This window comes from Streptomyces smyrnaeus (assembly GCF_017676345.1).
Taxonomy (GTDB): Bacteria; Actinomycetota; Actinomycetes; order Streptomycetales; family Streptomycetaceae; genus Streptomyces; species Streptomyces smyrnaeus.
In genome coordinates this window covers 56,609-72,107 of the sequence record NZ_JAFFZM010000013.1, presented here as the reverse complement: position 1 = coordinate 72,107, position 15,499 = coordinate 56,609, and the positions used below count along the sequence as shown (strand labels likewise).

Here is a 15,499-nt window from a genome sequence, read left to right as displayed (position 1 = left end):
CGAGAACCCGCTGGCCAGAACCGTTCGTGAACCCCCCGAGGAGACGGAGCGCGTCAGCGGCGTGAAGTGGCGTGCCATGTCGGCCGACTTCCCGCCCTGGGACCGGGCGCATGCCTTCCTCCGCCGCTGGCCGATCCGGGCTGGTCGATGAATCGCACGACCGGCTGCGCGCGAAGGTTCGCGGGGTGCCGGGGCCGGGGCGGGGTGCCGAACCGAGTGCCAGGGCGACCCACTCGCAATCGGCCAAGTCGGACGCCGTCCCGGTCCGCCCCTGCGTGCGGGCGGCGGCAAACAAGTCACCGCCGACCTGCGCTTCGGCTTCGGCCGCCAGATGGACCGAAGCAACACGCAGCAGCCCCAAACGCGGACGCAGCAACACCCGCTGCACGGCCTCGGAGACCGAACGCACCTGGGTCATCTCCCGCTGCTGCCGCTCACGCAAGGCGACAAACACAGCGATCAGCGCGGTGACCATGACCAACGCGAGAATCTGCATCTGATGGTTGAGGGTCAGCCACCCGCGCCGTGTCACTCCGATCGTGGGCTGCGCTGCCGAGGCGACAGCTCCCACCGATGCCACGAGCCAGGGGCTGGCGGGCTACGTGCAGGAGTTGCAACGGGATTCGTGACGCCGGGTACGACGACGCCGAGGCCGAGCTCAACGAACTGTTGAGAGCACCGGCCTACGGGCATCGGGATCAAGGCTCCGCACGCTCGTAGCAGCGATTCAGCCTGCGGTCGTCGAGTTCGGCCATCCGGCACAGCCCGTCGGCGACACCTGCCGTCTGCGGGACCGTACGGAGAGGGGAAGGCCCGACGGTGGGCAGACGCACCGACCCCCCGATGGGCCGATCGGGCGATCGGTGCGGGCAGCGGAACGGGGCCGGACCGCTCGGCCCGGCCCCGGTGTGCAGCAGTCGGTCAGCCGTGCCGTGGGCGTGTGCGGCGCCGCACCAGCCATGTGCCGCCGGCTGCCACCGCGATGCCCGCCGCGCTCACCGCGACCAGGCCGAGCGCGTCGGTGGGCGGCTGTTCGCCGCTGCCCGATGCCGTGGGCACTGCGTTCTCCTCCTGTGTCACCTCCTGTTTCTCCTTCTGCGGGCCGAAGCCTCCCGCCAGGCCCTTCTTGTCGTAGCCGGAGCCCGGCAGCTTGTCGCCGTACGTCTCGTGCACCCGCGCGTGGTAGGCGCTCAGGCTCGTCCCCTCAGCGCCTACCGCCTTGCGCGCGTCGGGGTCGAGGGGCAGCACACGTGTCCCGTCCAGTACGTACCAGGCATCGATCTGCGGCTCTTCGAAAACTGTGCCGCCGGCGGCCTTGGCAGCGCCCTTGGCGGCGTAGCGTGTCTCGTCGTCACCGGTGGCGATGTTGACGACCTGCCAGCCGCGTGCGGTTCGCGCGGACATGAGGGAGGCTCGCTGCCCGTCGGACGAGATGGCCGTGGTGGCGAACGACTTCAGCTCTGCCACCGGCCGTGCGGTGGCCCGCGCGGCGGAGGGCGCGGCCACGAAGTCCGCCGAAAGGGCGTAGACCGGCACCGTCTCACCCTCGATACGTGGCTCCGCCCTCGCGGCGGTCACGGCACCGTCGCGGGCGAAGAAGCGCGCGAGGGCGTCGAGTGTCGCCTCGTCGGACGCCGCCTTGTGAGCGGCGTTCGCCGCTCCCTGCGGCGGTGCCGGGGGTTCGGCGGCGGTGTCGGCGTGCGCGTGCGGGGCGAGTCCCAGGAGCGCGACGGTCAGGGCTCCCGCGCTCGCGGCCGAGCGCAGGGAGGTACGCCGCGCGGAGAAGGCCTTCGTCATGACCTCACGCTCCGATCCGGTAGAGCGAGTGGGTCCACGAGAACTCGTTGTTGTCGATGTACCAGTTGTGCGACGCCCAGTTGTAGCGACTGTTCGACGGCCAGGGGTCGCCCCAGTACACCCAGCTCCTGCTGGTGTCGTAGCCGTACAGGACGTGCATGTGGCCGCCGCCCGAGCTCCACAGGATGCGCGTCTCGATGGGGCGGTTCGCATTGATCTCGTTCTGCACCGTGCTGTAGCGCAGCCATCCTGAGACGTACGAACCGGGGTTGATGCCCATCCAGTCGAGGGCGTTCTGCACATGGCCCAGTGTCGCCTGGCTGTTGGGGCAGGAGCTGCCCTGGCTACGGCCGAAGGCGGCGTTGCAGAAGGCGTTCTGGCTGTAGTTCTCGCCCGCGTAGTCGGCGATGGTGTTGCCTCCGGCCGCCCAGCACCAGTTGCTCATCTGCTGCGCCTGCATGGTGATGTCGAGCCGCTTGGCGGCGAGTGTGCGTGCTGGATCGGTCGTCGTCGGTGCCGAGCCGCCAGGAGCCGCCGCCGTGGCGACCGCGGTGGGCAGGGCGAGCAGGGCTGCCGCTGTGGCGGCGACCAGTGCGAGACGTCTGCGCCGGGTACGGCCGACGCCGTCGCGCGGCCGGTCGCCGTCGGCGCGACGGCGGAGAGTCAGTGGGGACATGGCGATCCTCCCAGGGAACGAAGGGGGTGGAGGAGCGCATCCGGATGCTGCCGTTGAGCATCGTGAGTTGTCGGTGCCTGGTCAACACGCTTCAATACGGCACGGGAACGAGCTGTGAACAGCGGGGGCGCGTATGTGAACGGCCCGGCTCACGGGCTGGCGAGGGATGGAAGGGCGGTGCTTCGGCTGTGAACGTTCACTCCGCGGACTCCGGCACCTCCGGCGAACTCGAACGAGTGCTGCACACCGGCCCCTTTCACCTCGCCCTGCGCGCTGCGATCGAGGCGCGCGGCCTCGCGCTGCACCGTGTGCGCCACCGGCTCGCGCTGCGCGGCATCAATGTCGGTGTCACCAGCCTCAGCTACTGGCAACAGGGCGCACGCCGCCCGCGCCGCCCCGAGTCGCTGAGTGCCGTACGTGCGCTTGAGGACATACTCGAACTGCCCGCCGAGTCGCTGCTGCGGCTGCTCGCCCGGACCGATGACGGAATCCAGGACCGGCCCGCTTCACGCTCGTACCAGACGCTGTTCGAACGCTCCGACGTGCTGCGGACGCTGCTGGCACAACTGGGCTCGCCGCTCGACGGAGGGCTGCACACCCTCGACCACTGGGAGCGTGTCCGGATCGGGGCGTGCCGCGAGTTGCTCTCCCGCTCCTCCCAGCAGGCCGTCCGCGCCCACCGCGACGGCGTCGACCGCTACCTCGCCATCCATCACGGCGACCCGGGCTGCGCGCCGGAGCGGGTCCGGGTGCGGGCGGGTGAGAACTGCCGGGTAGGACGCGTCCGCTGGAGCACGAGCGCCCAGCTCGTGGTGACGGAGTTGCTTTTCGACACCCGGCTGCGGTCGGGAGAGACCTACGTCTTCGGCTACGCCTTCGAGGACGGTACGGGAGGCGTCAGCCATGAGTATGTACGCGGCTTCAGCTTCGGCGGTGGCCAGTACGTGCTCCAGGTCGGCTTCGACGCGGCGCAGCTGCCCGTCCGCTGCCGCAGCTTCGCGCGTACGTCTGCCGGAGCGCGGCCGAGCGCGACGCAGGAGCTGACGCTACGAGGAGAAAGCCGTACGGTCCATCTGGTCCGGCACCCGGCAGGGCCCGGCATCCTCGGTATCGGATGGGAGTGGGCCTGACCCCCTCCCCCGGGCCGATCCACTGTCGGTGGGTGTTGGCGGGTGCAGGGCATTCAGAGAAGCCAATAACGGAAAGCTTCCTGCGTCGCGGCGCGGAGCAGTTCGTCCTCCACCGCGTTGAGGTGGGAGGAGCGGGGCGGCTGCGCCTCGGGCGGGATCGCCCGTGCTGCCCATACGCTGTCGGCCCCCGGCGTGGCAACAAGGCAATTGAAGCGCAGGTCTCCGGCGATCCACAGAACACCCCGGCCATCGGTCATTCCGTGCCACACGCTGTCGGGCATCTTCGTACGGAACTCCCGCGCCACTTTGCCGTCGGGAGCCAGGAGCAGGAGTCGCTTGGTGTTCCACCTTTTGCTGTCTTCCTCAGCCTGACACGGCCACACCTGGAAGGGGTGTTGCCGGGCGAGACGCATCAGCTCCGCCGCACCAGGCCAGCCAGCATCAGTAATGACTACCCACAACACGGTCAGGACGTACGGAGCGAGTAAAAAGGCACCTGCGAAAAGGAACAGGTGCGTTCCCGGGAACATCCATAACACGCCGACGCACGCCAGAACCGCGACTCCCGCAGCTCCGCGCTGAAGGCTCTTTCGTCGCCCGCTCCGAAGAAGTTCCATGACGCCGGGGAACTCCGCGGCCCGTCTGTCGGACACCTGGTAGCCGTACTCCTCAGCGAGCATCGTGTCACCCTCGTCTCCGGTTGTCCCTCGCCCTGCACACATGATGGCGTGCCACGCCGACAGGAGTAGGTGCGGTTCGCAGCCCTGTTCCGCTCTCCGACCGCTACGGACGGCGAATGCCGATCCTGCTGGGCACCGCGACGTGCGCCGTGGCCACGGCGCTGTGCGCGCTCGCTCCCCATCTCGGAGCGTTGATTGCCGTCGTCGGCGTCGGGGGCGGGGCCGTCTCCCCGTCGGCCTGAGGCAGCGGGATCCGCGCCCGGCCGGCCAGCGTGGTGATCTCCGTACGGAGCGGCGCGCGGCCCTGGTGAGGAAGGCGGCTTGGCGGGCGGCCCGGAGCTCGTGGTGCAGCACGGCGGTCTCCTTGGACGAGCTGATCTCTTGCTGTGCTTCCGACGCCGAGTCCCAAGTGGGGGCGCCGCATCGGGAGACCCGCACGTCTGTCGCGCAGCGGGTGACTTGGAGGCCCTCACAGAAGCGGGCCAAGGTCCCCGGTGTTGCTCGGGCGCCGTCCGGCCGTTCTCGACCTTCCGCAGTGGGGCGAAGCCCAAGGAAGCTTGATTGTTAGCCCTGCAACAGTTAGCGTGTTAACTATGGGCGGATCGAAGCGGGAAAGCACGTTGGAGCTGATGCGGTGGGTTGTGTGGGGGCAGCGACGCATCGCTGACGACTGGATACGGGAACGCGGCCTCACTCACGAGCAGAGCGCCGTGTTGGCGTACCTGTCGAAGAGCCCGGATGCCATTCAGCGTGACGTCGCGCGGGCCATGCGCACCAGCGCGCCGAGCGTCTCGCGGCTCCTGGCCGGACTCGAGCGGCGCGGACTCGTGGAACGCCAGACGCAGGAGGATGACACGCGCAGCCGCCGGGTGCATGTCACCCCGGCGGGCTCCGAACTGATCCAGGGTTTCGAAGAGGCCATGGACCGCGTCGAAGAGTCGATTCTCGCGCCGCTGGGCGCCGCAGAACAGGCCCAGCTCTACGAGTTCCTGGAACAGCTCGCCTCCCGGATCGAGCCAACCAGCTCCCCCTGACCCGGCCCTGCTGCTCCGCGCGGCGGCCGGAACCCTCTGCGGGCAGGACCGCCGGTCCGTCCGCCGGCAGTAAGGAACACATGTATGACTCAGATCACGATCCTCGGTGCCGGACTTGCGGGACTGACACTGGCACGGACCCTGGCGGTTCAAGGAATACCGTCCACGGTGTACGAGGCGGAGGCGTCTGCTCAGGCCCGGGGCCAAGGCGGCATGCTCGACATCCACGACTACAACGGACAGCACGGGATACGTGCCACCGGTCTGATGGACGGCTTCCGATCCCTCGTTCTCGAAGGTCGCCAGGCATCCCGCGACGTGGCACCTGACGGCACCGTCCTGGCGGATCAGCCCGATGACCCCGCCGGAGGCCGCCCCGAGGTGCAGCGTGGCGAGCTCCGACAGTTGCTGCTGGAATCCCTGCCTGCCGGCACGGTCGTCTGGGGCCACAAGACTCAGCACGTTCGGACCCTCCGGGACGGTCGTCACGAAGTGACCTTCGCCAACGGAGCGACGATTGTCACCGACATCCTCGTCGGCGCGGACGGCGCCTGGTCGAAGGTCCGACCGCTGCTCTCCGATGCCACGCCCGCCTACGCCGGACGCTCGATGGTCGAGACGTACCTGTATGAGAGCAACACCCGACACCCTGCCACCCTGGCGCTGGTCGGCGGCGGGTCGATGACCGCCTACGACGAAACGACCGGCACAGGTCTCGGCGTGCAGCGCGAGCGCGCGGACACCCTGCACTCCTACGCCATGTTCGACCAGCCGCTCGACTGGTTCGACGGCATCGACTTCCATGACGGGCCTGCGGCCGCCCGAACGGTCGCGGCGATGTTCGAGGGGTGGGCGCCGGAACTCGTCGCCCTGATCGCGGACAGCGACATCCCGCCGATCTTCCGCCCCTTGTACGGGCTACCGATCGGACACCGCTGGGAACATGTACCTGGGGTCACACTCATCGGGGACGCGGCCCACCTGGCACCGCCGGACGGCGAAGGGGCGAACTGGGCGCTCTTCGACGCAGGGCAGCTCGGCACCGCCATCGCCGAACAGCCCGAGGACATCGACGCGGCTATCCGCGCCTATGAAGCCGCGCTCTTCCCACGGAACATCGACACCGCAACCGCAGCCGCGGCCTACTACCCGGACTTCGAACCGCACTGACCACCGCAACTGGATGTGTCTGAGGTTCTACCGACCGACGCGCCGGCCACGGCCGGGGTCTTGTCCAGCATCAGGTGCAGTTGGTTCCACGCACCGATCTTGTTTCCAGGCAGCCAGGTTCCGCCAGCAGGCCACGAACCAACACCCCCAAGCCGAAGGCCACATGATCAGAAGCTTCCGTGAGGGCCTCTCAATGGTGCTTCGTCAGGTTGGGCGAACGCGCCTGCTGGTGGGCACGTTCTTGGGAGGGGGCTGAGGAAGGTGGAACGGCTCCGGGGTGCGGACGGTGCTCGACGGTGTCCAGGAGGTCGAGGGCGGCGAGTTCGGCCCGGGCGGTGACACCGAGTTTGGGGAAAGCTTTGTAGAGGTGGTATCCGACGGTGCGGGGACTGAGGAACAGCTGTGCGGCGATGTCGCGGTTGGACAATCCGCGTGCGGCCAGCCGGATGATCTTCCCCTCTTGCGGGGTGAGTACGGCCAGTGCTCCGTCTGCGGCCTCGGGCCGCGGGGCGACTTCGCCGGTCGCGTCGAGTTCGGCGCGCGCCCGCTGCGCCCAGGGGGTGGCGCCCAGTCTCCGGAACGTCTCGTGGGCGTCGCGGAGTTGGCCCCTGGCATCGGACTTGCGGCGCATACGGCGCAGCCATTCGCCGTAGAGCAGCGCGGTGCGGGCGCGTTCGAACTGTCTGTCGTCGGGGTGCAGCCGCAGGGCCGCCCGGTACAGCTCCTCGGCGTCGGCTTCCGGTGCGAGCAGGGCTCGGCAGCGGTGCACGTGCGCGTCGATCCATGGCTGCTCGGTTTGGCGTGCCCAGTCGTCGAGCCGGGCAAGGGGCTCGCGGGCGTCAGCCGGTCGGCCGAGCCGTACCGCTGCCTCGATCAGGTCGGGGATGCTGCGTAGACCGGGAAGCTGATGTCGTACCGGTCCGGCGTGCAGGGTTGCCAGCCGGTTGAGGGCGGCCTCCCAGCGGGAGTGGCCCAGCTCGAGCAGGGCCAGCGCCCAGTGTGCCCAGGGCGTGCCGGGTGCGGTGACGCCGGGTTCCGGTGCGGTGAGCGCTTCGTCCGCGAAGGCGTGGCAGTCTTGCGCATCCCCGCTCACCGCTGCCAGGTAGGCCAGTATGCCGGTGGTCTCGGCGATCCACTGCCGGTGCCGGAGCTCTCGTGCGAGCTGCAGCGCCTGGGTCGCCTCGTCCCAGGCGTCGGAGTGGCGGCTGAGGAAGGTCGACGCCCGGGCGAGACACGCCAGCACCGGCGCCGTCCGACCGAGCTGTCCCAGGGTGCGGCAGCGGGCAAGGAGTTCGCCGGCGACCTGGTGTGCCTCGGTGTCGTGGCCGGCGGCCTGGAGACTGGTGGCACCGACCAGGATGGTGTCGTGCGGTCCGCCGAATCCGGTCCGTCGGGCGGCGGCGATGAGTCGGGTGAGGTTTTGCGGTCGGCGGTCACCTTGTCCGATCGCGGAGCGCACGACCCAGGTCAGCAGGTGGGCGACGTGGGTGAGCGGGTCCTCGGGCGGCAACGGCAGGGCGTCCAGCTGGTCTGCGGTCTCCGCGATCTCGCGTTCGCCGAGGTACCAGGCGGCGTGCACCGCGTCGAGCATCATGTGAGCGGCCAGCGACGGGTCGTCGTCCCGGGTGAGCGCGGCAGCCTCGGCCAGCAGCCGGCAGGCCGTGCGCAGCGAACCGTGGTGGAACGCGGCGGCGGCGCGGATCCGGTTGGCGCGGACGGTCAGGGCCAGGTCGTCGGCGTGCGCGGCGCCGCGACGGGCGAGTTCTGCCATGCGTTCGACATCGCCTTCCTCGGCGGCCGCTTCGGCGGCCAGCACGAGTCGGCGGGCGTGGTCGGGGCCGGGCGAGGTCAGCTGTGCGGCCCGCTCGTAGGCGGCTGCCGCCGCGGCGTATCCGCTTCGCGCGGCGGCGCGCTGTGCGGTGCTCTCCAGTTCCGCGGCCACCTGCGCGTCAGGGCCCGTGGCCACCACGGCGCGGTGCCAGGCGCGCCGGTCGGCGTCCTCCGGCTGGTCGAGGACCTCGGCGAGGGCGGTGTGCACCACAAGACGCAGGCTGATCGGGGCCGCCTGGTAGACGGCCGACCGGACGAGGGGATGGCGGAAGCGCACGGTGCTGTTGTCCACCCGCAGCAGGTCGGCCTCCTCTGCAGGCACCAGGTCCGTCGGTCGGCAACCGAGGTCGGCGGCCGCGCGCAGGACGACATCGCGGTCGCCGGTGTCCTCGGCGGCCGCGACGAGCAGCAGGTGCCGGCTCGGCTCGGGCAGCCGCCGCACCTGGTCGAGGAAGGCCGCCTGGACCGTGCCGGTCATGGGCAGAGCCTGACCGGCGAGGACCGTCGGGTCGGCAGCCAGGGCGGCCGGCAGTTCGAGGAGAGCGAGCGGGTTGCCCTGGGCTTCGGCCAGCACCCGGTACCGGTCGACGGGCGACAGTGCGGCGGCGTGCTCGGCGAGGAGTTCGGCGGCGGCGGGGGCATCCAGCCCGGTCAGCGGTAGCTGGGCGAGTCCGGGCGCGGCGAAACCGGTCCGGGCGGCGACGATCAGCGCGATGCCTTCGGCGTCGAGCCGCCGCGCGGCGAACAGCAAGGCCTCGACCGATGCCCGGTCCAGCCATTGGGCGTCGTCGACGAGGCACAGGAGGGGGCCCTGGTCGGCGAACTCGGCGAGGAGGGAGAGGAGGGCGATACCGACGAGCATACGGTCGCCCGGTTCGGCTGGTGCGAGTCCGAACGCCCCCCGCAGGGCTCGTGCCTGCGGTGCGGGCAGCGCATCGATGCGGTCGAGAGCGGGCCGCAGCAGCAGGTGCAGACCGGCGAACGGCAGGTGCGCTTCGGACTCGATTCCGGTGCTGCGCATGACTCGCAGCCCCTCGGCCGCCGACGCCGCGTATTCCAGCAGTGCGGTCTTGCCCACGCCGGGCTCCCCGGTGATCGTCAAGCACCCGCTGCGACCGGTCCGGCAGTCCGCCAGCAATCGGTCGATGACCGATATCTCTTCACCCCGTCCGTGCAACACCCGACGATCGTACTTAAGTCGGCCACAAACTCCCTGGTCGACTACCGGCAGGTGACGGATTCGGCGTCCCCGTCCGCCGCCGTAGCGTGCTGACCACAGCGCACGACGGCCGAGGAGACCGATCATGTCCGACATCCAGGAGCTGGCCAGGCGGTACCTGGCGAGCTGGAACGAGCGTGCCCCGGCCAGGCGGCGGGCGCTCATCGAGGAGCTGTGGACCGACGACGCCCGCTATGTCGACCCGGTCGTGGCAGCCGAGGGCCGCGACGCCATCGACGCGGCCGTGGCAACGGCCCAGCAGCAGTTTCCCGGCCTGGTGTACCGAGCGGCAGGGCACGTCGACGGCCACCACCATGCGGCGCGTCTCGCCTGGGAGCTGGGGCCGGTCGACGGCCCACCAGTGATCATCGGGCTGGCCGTCCTGGTCGCCGAGCAGTCTCGGCTGTGCCGGGTCTACGGCTTCCTCGACTGACGGTTCCACGGCTCGGCCGGCCGAGCCGCGGCGAACATCCCTTCACCTCTGGAGTTGTACGTGCCACCTGATCCGATGACCCAGCACCCGCTTCCCGAGCATGAGCGGGTGGTGTTCCTCAAGCCGCTGGTCAGCTCGCCGAAGATCGTGGTGGGCGAGTACTCGTACTACGACGACCCGGACGGCGCGACCCGGTTCGAGCACCGCAACGTGCTCTACGCCTACGGGCCGGAGAAGCTGATCATCGGCCGATACTGCGCCATCGCCGCGGAAACCCGGTTCCTGATGGCCGGTGCCGAGCATCCGACGATGGGCGTCACCACCTTCCCGTTCACCATGTTCGGTGGTGAGTGGGCCGAGCGGACCCTGGACATCGTCACCGGTATGCCCAACCGGGGTGACACCGTGGTCGGTAACGATGTCTGGTTCGGCTACCGGGCCACCGTCATGCCGGGGGTGCGGATCGGCGACGGCGCGATCGTCGCCACGGGCGCGGTGGTCACCGGCGATGTGCCGCCCTACACGATCGTCGGCGGCAACCCGGCCCGCCCGATCCGGCAGCGCTTCGACGACGCCGACATCGCGCGACTGCGCCGCGCGGCCTGGTGGGACTGGCCGGTGGAGTTGGTCACCGAGCACGCCCGCACCCTCATGGCCGGCAGCCCGGCCGACATCGAACGCATCGCCGGCCGGCACGGATTGGGGAGCACGCTGTGACCCAGGTATCGCTACACAAGTACCCGGTGGCGGACGGCGGGCCGTACGCGCTCACCACCGGGCCGGACGGCGCGCTGTGGTTCACCATGGTCCGCGATGGCCGGATCGGCCGGCTGGTCCCCGGCCGGGAGGCCACATACCACCAGCTCGATCCGGAGTGCGGGCCCACGATCATCACCACCGGGCCCGACGGGGCGCTCTGGTTCACCGCTTACAAGGCGCACCACGTCGGGCGGATCAGCACTGCCGGGCACGTCACCGAGTTCCCCCTGCCCACCCCCGATTGTGGACCGTACGGCATCGCCGCCGGGCCCGACGGCGCACTGTGGTTCACCCAGACCGCCGCCGACCGTATCGGCCGCATCACCACCGACGGGAAGGTCACCGAATTCGCGCTCCCGGTCACCGGTGCGTTCCCCTCCGCGATCAGTGCCGGACTCGACGGGGGGATGTGGTTCACCATGAATCAGGCCAACGCCATCGGGCGGATCGGCACCGACGGAACGATCGCCGTTCATCCGCTGCCCACCCCGGCAGCAGCCCCGGTCGGCATCACCACGGCTCAAGACGGCGCACTGTGGTTCGTGGCGATCGCCACCGGGCAGATCGGCAGGATCACCGTCGACGGGCAGGTGACCGAGTTCTCGTTGCCCGACCCGGCCGGTAGACCCCATGCCATCACTCCGGGCACCGACGGTGCCCTGTGGTTCACCGAGTGGGGAGGCAACCGCGTCGGCTCCGTCACCGTCGACGGCGTGATCGAGGTGCACGACCTGTCCGCAGCCGGCTCGGAGCCGCACGGCATCACCCTCGGGCCGGACGGTGCCGTGTGGACGGCGCTGGAAAGCGGTGCCCTCGCGCGCCTCACCCGACAGCGGCACCGCGCCTGACCCCTCTCTCTGCCCATGACGTCTACCTGATCGACGACCTGTTCGAACGGCCACGTCCCGGAACCCGGTCCGTGCCCGCGCAGTGACTCCCTGCCCGTGTACCGGACCCTGCCCCTGTACTGCTGCTCATCGACCGAGCGATCCGAGAGGACCCACCTTGACAAGCACCGCCATCGACTCTGGTACCGAGTTCGACCGACAGGTCCGAAATCTCATCGAGCGGGACTACCCGGCGATGGCCGGTCTGACGGAGGAACAGTTCACCGCTGAGGTCGCGCCCCTGCGTGAACTCGTCACCGACCGGCAAGACACCTACGAGCCGGACACCGGTCGGCTGCCGTTCCTGCTGGTGGTCACCCGGCACCTCGTCGCGATCGAGCAGATGATGCCGCGCACCACCCTGGCCGGAAAGACCAAGCCCGGGTTCGTCGACCGCTCCTTCGAACCCGGCGCGCTCGAACGCTTCGTCGCCACCAAGGAGACCGAGCTCCCGAACCAGTCGGCCTACCTCCTGTTCGACATCGAACGCGGCGAGGAGTTCTGCGGCGCGGTGCCCAACGACGCCATGGACACCATCGCCGCCAGGGGCCGGACCCTGCTCACCATCGAGGAGGGGATCGCGATGATCACGCACTCCCCCGAGATCCTGGTCAAGAACAAGTGCTTCTCCCTCGGCGGCTCCCGTTCCGGCGACCGCCGTGTCCCGGCGATCTGGATCAGCCAGCACGCCCCCAAACTCGGCTGGTGCTGGGAACGCAACCCGCACACCTGGCTCGGCATGGCCTCGGCCGGTGACCGCCGGGGGTCATCCTCAGCGGGTGTTTCGTAGCGGGTCACCGGAGTGGCCCGACGGAGAGGTACGCGCCGCGCCGCCGGGGTGCCTGCGGCGTCGGCGCATCCGGCAGGTCGGCGTCCGACGTCGACCTGCTCGCCCCGCGGTTCGCCGCAGCCCTGCGGCCGGGTTGGCCTCTTGGCCGGCGTTGGTCACGGACGGGCGACTGCTTGCTCCAGGAGGCCCTGAAGGGCGCGCTGCTGTTCGGGGCTGAGGCCGGCCAGTGGAGAGTCCTGGGCGAGGAGTTCGAGGAGCTGCTCGCGGGCGGAGCCGCCTTGCGGGGTGAGGACCAGGTGCTTGGCGCGGCGATCGGTGGGGTGAGCGCGGCGCTCGACCAGGCCCTGCTTTTCGAGCTTGTCGATGACGAAGGTGGCGTTGGAGGGCTCGCAGCTCATGCGTTCGGCGAGCTCGCGCATGGTCATCGGTCCGGTCATTTCCCGAAGCGCGGTGGCCTGGGCGGCGGTGAAGCCGAGGGTGACGGCGCGTTGACGTACGTGGTCGGCGATGCGCTGGGCCAATCCGTTCACCAGCCCGCACAGCTCGCGCTCGGCGATGGCGGGCGGCTCCGGGGGCGTCGTCATGGATCCCATCCTAGCAAGTCCATCAAGCGAGAATATTTTGAGCTTGCATAGTTCTAACTTGATGCTTATGGTCGTCCCGACGCTCCGAGGAACCCGGCAACGACCCACCTGCAGAAGGAGAGATGGACCATGACGTACTCGGCGATCGACCGGACTGAGCGGCTGCGGCGGCCGGCTGGGATCCGTTCGCTGCAGCTGGGCGACACGAGAGTGTCCTACGTGCCCGACGGGGCGGTGCGGCTGCGACCACGCGATCTGCTCCCCGACACCGCCCATGGCACGGTGTGGGCCGACCACCCGGAGTACCTGGACGAGTCCGGCAATCTTGTAGCAAGCATCGGCGGCCTGCTGGTGGAGAACGGCGACCGCGCACTGCTGATCGACGCGGGGTTCGGGCCGCAGTCCTGGCCGCCCGCACCGGACGGCCCGCGCGGCGCGATCCACGGGGGCGCGCTCCTGGACAGCCTGGCCGAACTCGGCCGCGGGCCCGAGCAGATCGAGGCGGTGGCCATTACTCATCTGCACCCCGACCACACCGGTTGGGCCTGGCACCCCGCACCTGGCACCGGCCGGCCCGCATTCGCCCACGCGGACTATCTGGTGTCCGAACCGGAGTGGGCCCGGCGTGACCTGCTGGAGACGAAGGAGGTCACCGGGCTGGCGCCGCACATCCGCACGGTGGCGGACAGCCAGGAGATCTTCCCCGGCGTACGGATGCGGAGCGCCGCCGGCCACTCCCCCGGACACGCCGAGTACGTGATCACCGCGGGCGGGCAGCGGCTGATCGCCTTCGGAGACGCCCTGCACTCCCCGATCCAGGTCGACCACCCCGAATGGTCCACCACCTTCGACCATGACCCTGTCCAGGCCGCCGCACACCGCAGCCAACTCGTCGACGAGCTGGCGGAACCCGACACGATCGGCTTCGGTATCCACTTCGCCGATGTGGTGTTCGGGCAGGTCGAGCGGGACGGCGACGGCGCCGCCTGGCACCCCTTGGACCACGCACGGTAAGGGACGACCGCCTGGTGGCTCCGCCACTGAACCGGGCGACGTGCCGCATCACCGCGCCCATGCCTCCATGTAACGGCTGTCGACGACGCGCCCGCATGGCGGCGACGGCCTCCGCCGGCCGCACGCACGTGCCGTCGGGCGCGAGGCCGCCGTTCCCGGGCGGCAGGCCACCACACCTGCCGGGGCGTCTCGGCGATCGGGCTCAACTCTTCCCGTACTGCCCCGCGGCAGATTCGGACCGGTGGGCAGGCTCGTGCCGTGCCGCGACCACCCGGCGGGGCGGTAAGGGCAGCCGCTCACCCGCCGGCAACCAATCCGCGCACAACTCGTCGACAACGCGGCGCGTCACGTGCGGCATGGCGATCAACTGCGCCCGCTGCCCCTCGACCGTAAGACGCCAGCGTCGGCGCACCTCCTCCGGTGGCCGGTCGAACGTGACCGCAAGCGCGTGCGGCTGCCGCTGCGGGCGCGCCCCCACGGCGGCCAGCGACACCTTCGCGTACTCGGCGGTGTCCTGGCAGCGGTGCACCAGACAGCGCAACCCCGAGGTGCCCAACTGGCGCAGCCGCTTCCACAGCAGCACAGCAGCCAGCCCACTGCGGGAGCAGGCCAACGTGTGGTCACGGGCGCCCACATACTCGCCCACCGGAGAGCTCGGCAGCAGACTCCGCCGGGCCAGCACGATGCCGCACGGCACGGGGGCGCCGAGAAACTTGTGACCGCTCACCGAGACGCTGTCCGCGCCGTCCCGGAAGTTCCAGGGGGGCCGCGGAGAACTGAAGGCCGCCACGACGCCGCCCAGCGCCGCGTCGCTGTGCACATAGCAGGGCCCCGCCGCGCCGGCTGCCTCCCGGAGCGCCGGGACGTCGTCGTACGCTCCACCCATGGTCGTCCCGGCCGTGGCGAGCACCACCGCGCCCCGGGGCGAGCGTCCGGCCGCGGCGTCCTCACGGCGTTGGGCCCGGCACAGTGCGCCCAGCGCCTCCGCGTCCATGGTCCCGTCCGGCCCGCAGGGCACGGAGACCAGTCGCATCCGCAGCAGTTCGGCCGCTTTGCGCACGCTGTAATGCGCCTGCGAGGAGGCGTACAGAGGCGCGTGCTCGAACTGCTGGCGTCCCACGTACAGCCCGAAAGTGACGCCTTCGCTGCCACCGGTGGTCACATATCCGTACGTGGTGACCGGATCGCCCTGGGCCAGCTCGGTGAACCAGGCGATGACCTCCCGCTCGAAGTCCTTGGTGTGGACCCCCGAGGCGTCCTCGCTGTCGGGGTCGCCGACGTTGTTGGTGAGAGCAGCCAGCAGATGCCCGCTGTCGGAGTCGTCGAAGGCCATGTTGCCGGGGAAGCCCAGGTGGTTCTCCCTCGCTTGCGACAGCTGTCGGGACACCTCCAGCAGCGCCGACGCGGTCTCGTCGACGGGACAGGGCTTCTCGCCGATACTCAGGTTCGAGTGCGACAGTACGCTCAACTTCAGGTTCCTCGGGTCAGCGCCGGAT

The 15,499-nt window shown here is 70.1% G+C and carries 15 protein-coding genes; 9 read left to right on the top strand and 6 right to left on the bottom strand.

The window, feature by feature from the left end; all coding sequences use genetic code 11:
* Positions 1–921 precede the first annotated feature (921 nt).
* A complete protein-coding gene (locus JW613_RS21330) occupies positions 922–1,797 on the bottom strand; it encodes a hypothetical protein (RefSeq protein WP_209212459.1) in 876 nt (291 codons plus the stop codon).
* 4 nt (positions 1,798–1,801) lie between these two features.
* Positions 1,802–2,473, bottom strand: a complete 672-nt coding sequence (locus JW613_RS21325) for a papain-like cysteine protease family protein (RefSeq protein ID WP_209212458.1) — start codon at positions 2,471–2,473, stop codon at positions 1,802–1,804.
* 188 nt (positions 2,474–2,661) lie between these two features.
* Between JW613_RS21325 and JW613_RS21320 the strand changes: the two genes are divergently transcribed.
* Positions 2,662–3,603, top strand: coding sequence for a hypothetical protein (locus JW613_RS21320; protein ID WP_209212457.1), 942 nt, complete (start codon positions 2,662–2,664; stop codon positions 3,601–3,603).
* A gap of 53 nt (positions 3,604–3,656) precedes the next feature.
* Here JW613_RS21320 and JW613_RS21315 read toward each other — a convergent pair whose 3' ends face one another.
* Positions 3,657–4,283, bottom strand: coding sequence for a hypothetical protein (locus tag JW613_RS21315; RefSeq protein ID WP_209212456.1), 627 nt, complete (start codon positions 4,281–4,283; stop codon positions 3,657–3,659).
* Between the two features lie 116 nt (positions 4,284–4,399).
* Here JW613_RS21315 and JW613_RS36435 point away from each other — a divergent pair, with 116 nt between their 5' ends.
* The 3 genes from JW613_RS36435 to JW613_RS21305 all read left to right on the top strand — a co-directional run bounded on the left by JW613_RS36435 (position 4,400) and on the right by JW613_RS21305 (position 6,487).
* Positions 4,400–4,525 (top strand): hypothetical protein, encoded by a 126-nt coding sequence (locus JW613_RS36435; protein WP_280635205.1) that lies wholly within the window; start codon positions 4,400–4,402, stop codon positions 4,523–4,525.
* A 351-nt stretch (positions 4,526–4,876) separates the two neighbouring features.
* Positions 4,877–5,317, top strand: a complete 441-nt coding sequence (locus JW613_RS21310) for a MarR family winged helix-turn-helix transcriptional regulator (protein ID WP_209212455.1) — start codon at positions 4,877–4,879, stop codon at positions 5,315–5,317.
* 84 nt (positions 5,318–5,401) lie between these two features.
* Positions 5,402–6,487, top strand: a complete 1,086-nt coding sequence (locus JW613_RS21305) for an FAD-dependent oxidoreductase (RefSeq protein ID WP_209212454.1) — start codon at positions 5,402–5,404, stop codon at positions 6,485–6,487.
* Positions 6,488–6,677: 190 nt separating this feature from the next.
* On the opposite strand, the gene JW613_RS21300 is transcribed toward JW613_RS21305, so the two are convergent.
* Positions 6,678–9,497 (bottom strand): ATP-binding protein, encoded by a 2,820-nt coding sequence (locus JW613_RS21300; protein ID WP_307865979.1) that lies wholly within the window; start codon positions 9,495–9,497, stop codon positions 6,678–6,680.
* Between the two features lie 124 nt (positions 9,498–9,621).
* Between JW613_RS21300 and JW613_RS21295 the strand changes: the two genes are divergently transcribed.
* The 4 genes from JW613_RS21295 (at position 9,622) to JW613_RS21280 (ending at position 12,405) form a co-directional block, all read left to right on the top strand.
* Positions 9,622–9,969 carry a nuclear transport factor 2 family protein gene (locus JW613_RS21295; protein ID WP_209212452.1) on the top strand — a complete coding sequence of 116 codons (348 nt, stop codon included), beginning with the start codon at positions 9,622–9,624 and terminating at the stop codon, positions 9,967–9,969.
* A 75-nt stretch (positions 9,970–10,044) separates the two neighbouring features.
* Complete coding sequence (locus JW613_RS21290) at positions 10,045–10,686, top strand: CatB-related O-acetyltransferase (protein ID WP_209212451.1); 642 nt, start codon at positions 10,045–10,047, stop codon at positions 10,684–10,686.
* Positions 10,683–11,576, top strand: a complete 894-nt coding sequence (locus JW613_RS21285) for a Vgb family protein (RefSeq protein ID WP_209212450.1) — start codon at positions 10,683–10,685, stop codon at positions 11,574–11,576. Before JW613_RS21290 ends, JW613_RS21285 begins: the two co-directional genes overlap by 4 nt.
* A 157-nt stretch (positions 11,577–11,733) precedes the next feature.
* Complete coding sequence (locus JW613_RS21280; RefSeq protein ID WP_209212449.1) at positions 11,734–12,405, top strand: DUF5701 family protein; 672 nt, start codon at positions 11,734–11,736, stop codon at positions 12,403–12,405.
* 155 nt (positions 12,406–12,560) lie between these two features.
* Here the strand turns inward: JW613_RS21280 and JW613_RS21275 are convergent, their stop codons facing one another.
* A complete protein-coding gene (locus JW613_RS21275; RefSeq protein ID WP_209212448.1) occupies positions 12,561–12,989 on the bottom strand; it encodes a MarR family winged helix-turn-helix transcriptional regulator in 429 nt (142 codons plus the stop codon).
* A gap of 129 nt (positions 12,990–13,118) precedes the next feature.
* Between JW613_RS21275 and JW613_RS21270 the strand changes: the two genes are divergently transcribed.
* Positions 13,119–14,003 carry an MBL fold metallo-hydrolase gene (locus JW613_RS21270; RefSeq protein WP_209212447.1) on the top strand — a complete coding sequence of 295 codons (885 nt, stop codon included), beginning with the start codon at positions 13,119–13,121 and terminating at the stop codon, positions 14,001–14,003.
* A gap of 202 nt (positions 14,004–14,205) precedes the next feature.
* Here the strand turns inward: JW613_RS21270 and JW613_RS21265 are convergent, their stop codons facing one another.
* Positions 14,206–15,471 carry a pyridoxal-dependent decarboxylase gene (locus tag JW613_RS21265; protein ID WP_245226061.1) on the bottom strand — a complete coding sequence of 422 codons (1,266 nt, stop codon included), beginning with the start codon at positions 15,469–15,471 and terminating at the stop codon, positions 14,206–14,208.
* Positions 15,472–15,499 lie beyond the last annotated feature (28 nt).

Bases quoted from the DNA above. Each gene is read 5' to 3' on its own strand.
- JW613_RS21295 (WP_209212452.1), top strand. From the start codon at position 9,622: ATGTCCGACATCCAGGAGCTGGCCAGGCGGTACCTGGCGAGCTGGAAC.
- JW613_RS21325 (WP_209212458.1), bottom strand. From the start codon at position 2,473: ATGTCCCCACTGACTCTCCGCCGTCGCGCCGACGGCGACCGGCCGCGC.
- JW613_RS21330 (WP_209212459.1), bottom strand. From the start codon at position 1,797: ATGACGAAGGCCTTCTCCGCGCGGCGTACCTCCCTGCGCTCGGCCGCG.
- JW613_RS36435 (WP_280635205.1), top strand. From the start codon at position 4,400: ATGCCGATCCTGCTGGGCACCGCGACGTGCGCCGTGGCCACGGCGCTG.
- JW613_RS21270 (WP_209212447.1), top strand. From the start codon at position 13,119: ATGACGTACTCGGCGATCGACCGGACTGAGCGGCTGCGGCGGCCGGCT.
- JW613_RS21305 (WP_209212454.1), top strand. From the start codon at position 5,402: ATGACTCAGATCACGATCCTCGGTGCCGGACTTGCGGGACTGACACTG.
- JW613_RS21275 (WP_209212448.1), bottom strand. From the start codon at position 12,989: ATGACGACGCCCCCGGAGCCGCCCGCCATCGCCGAGCGCGAGCTGTGC.
- JW613_RS21310 (WP_209212455.1), top strand. From the start codon at position 4,877: ATGGGCGGATCGAAGCGGGAAAGCACGTTGGAGCTGATGCGGTGGGTT.
- JW613_RS21315 (WP_209212456.1), bottom strand. From the start codon at position 4,283: ATGCTCGCTGAGGAGTACGGCTACCAGGTGTCCGACAGACGGGCCGCG.
- JW613_RS21290 (WP_209212451.1), top strand. From the start codon at position 10,045: ATGACCCAGCACCCGCTTCCCGAGCATGAGCGGGTGGTGTTCCTCAAG.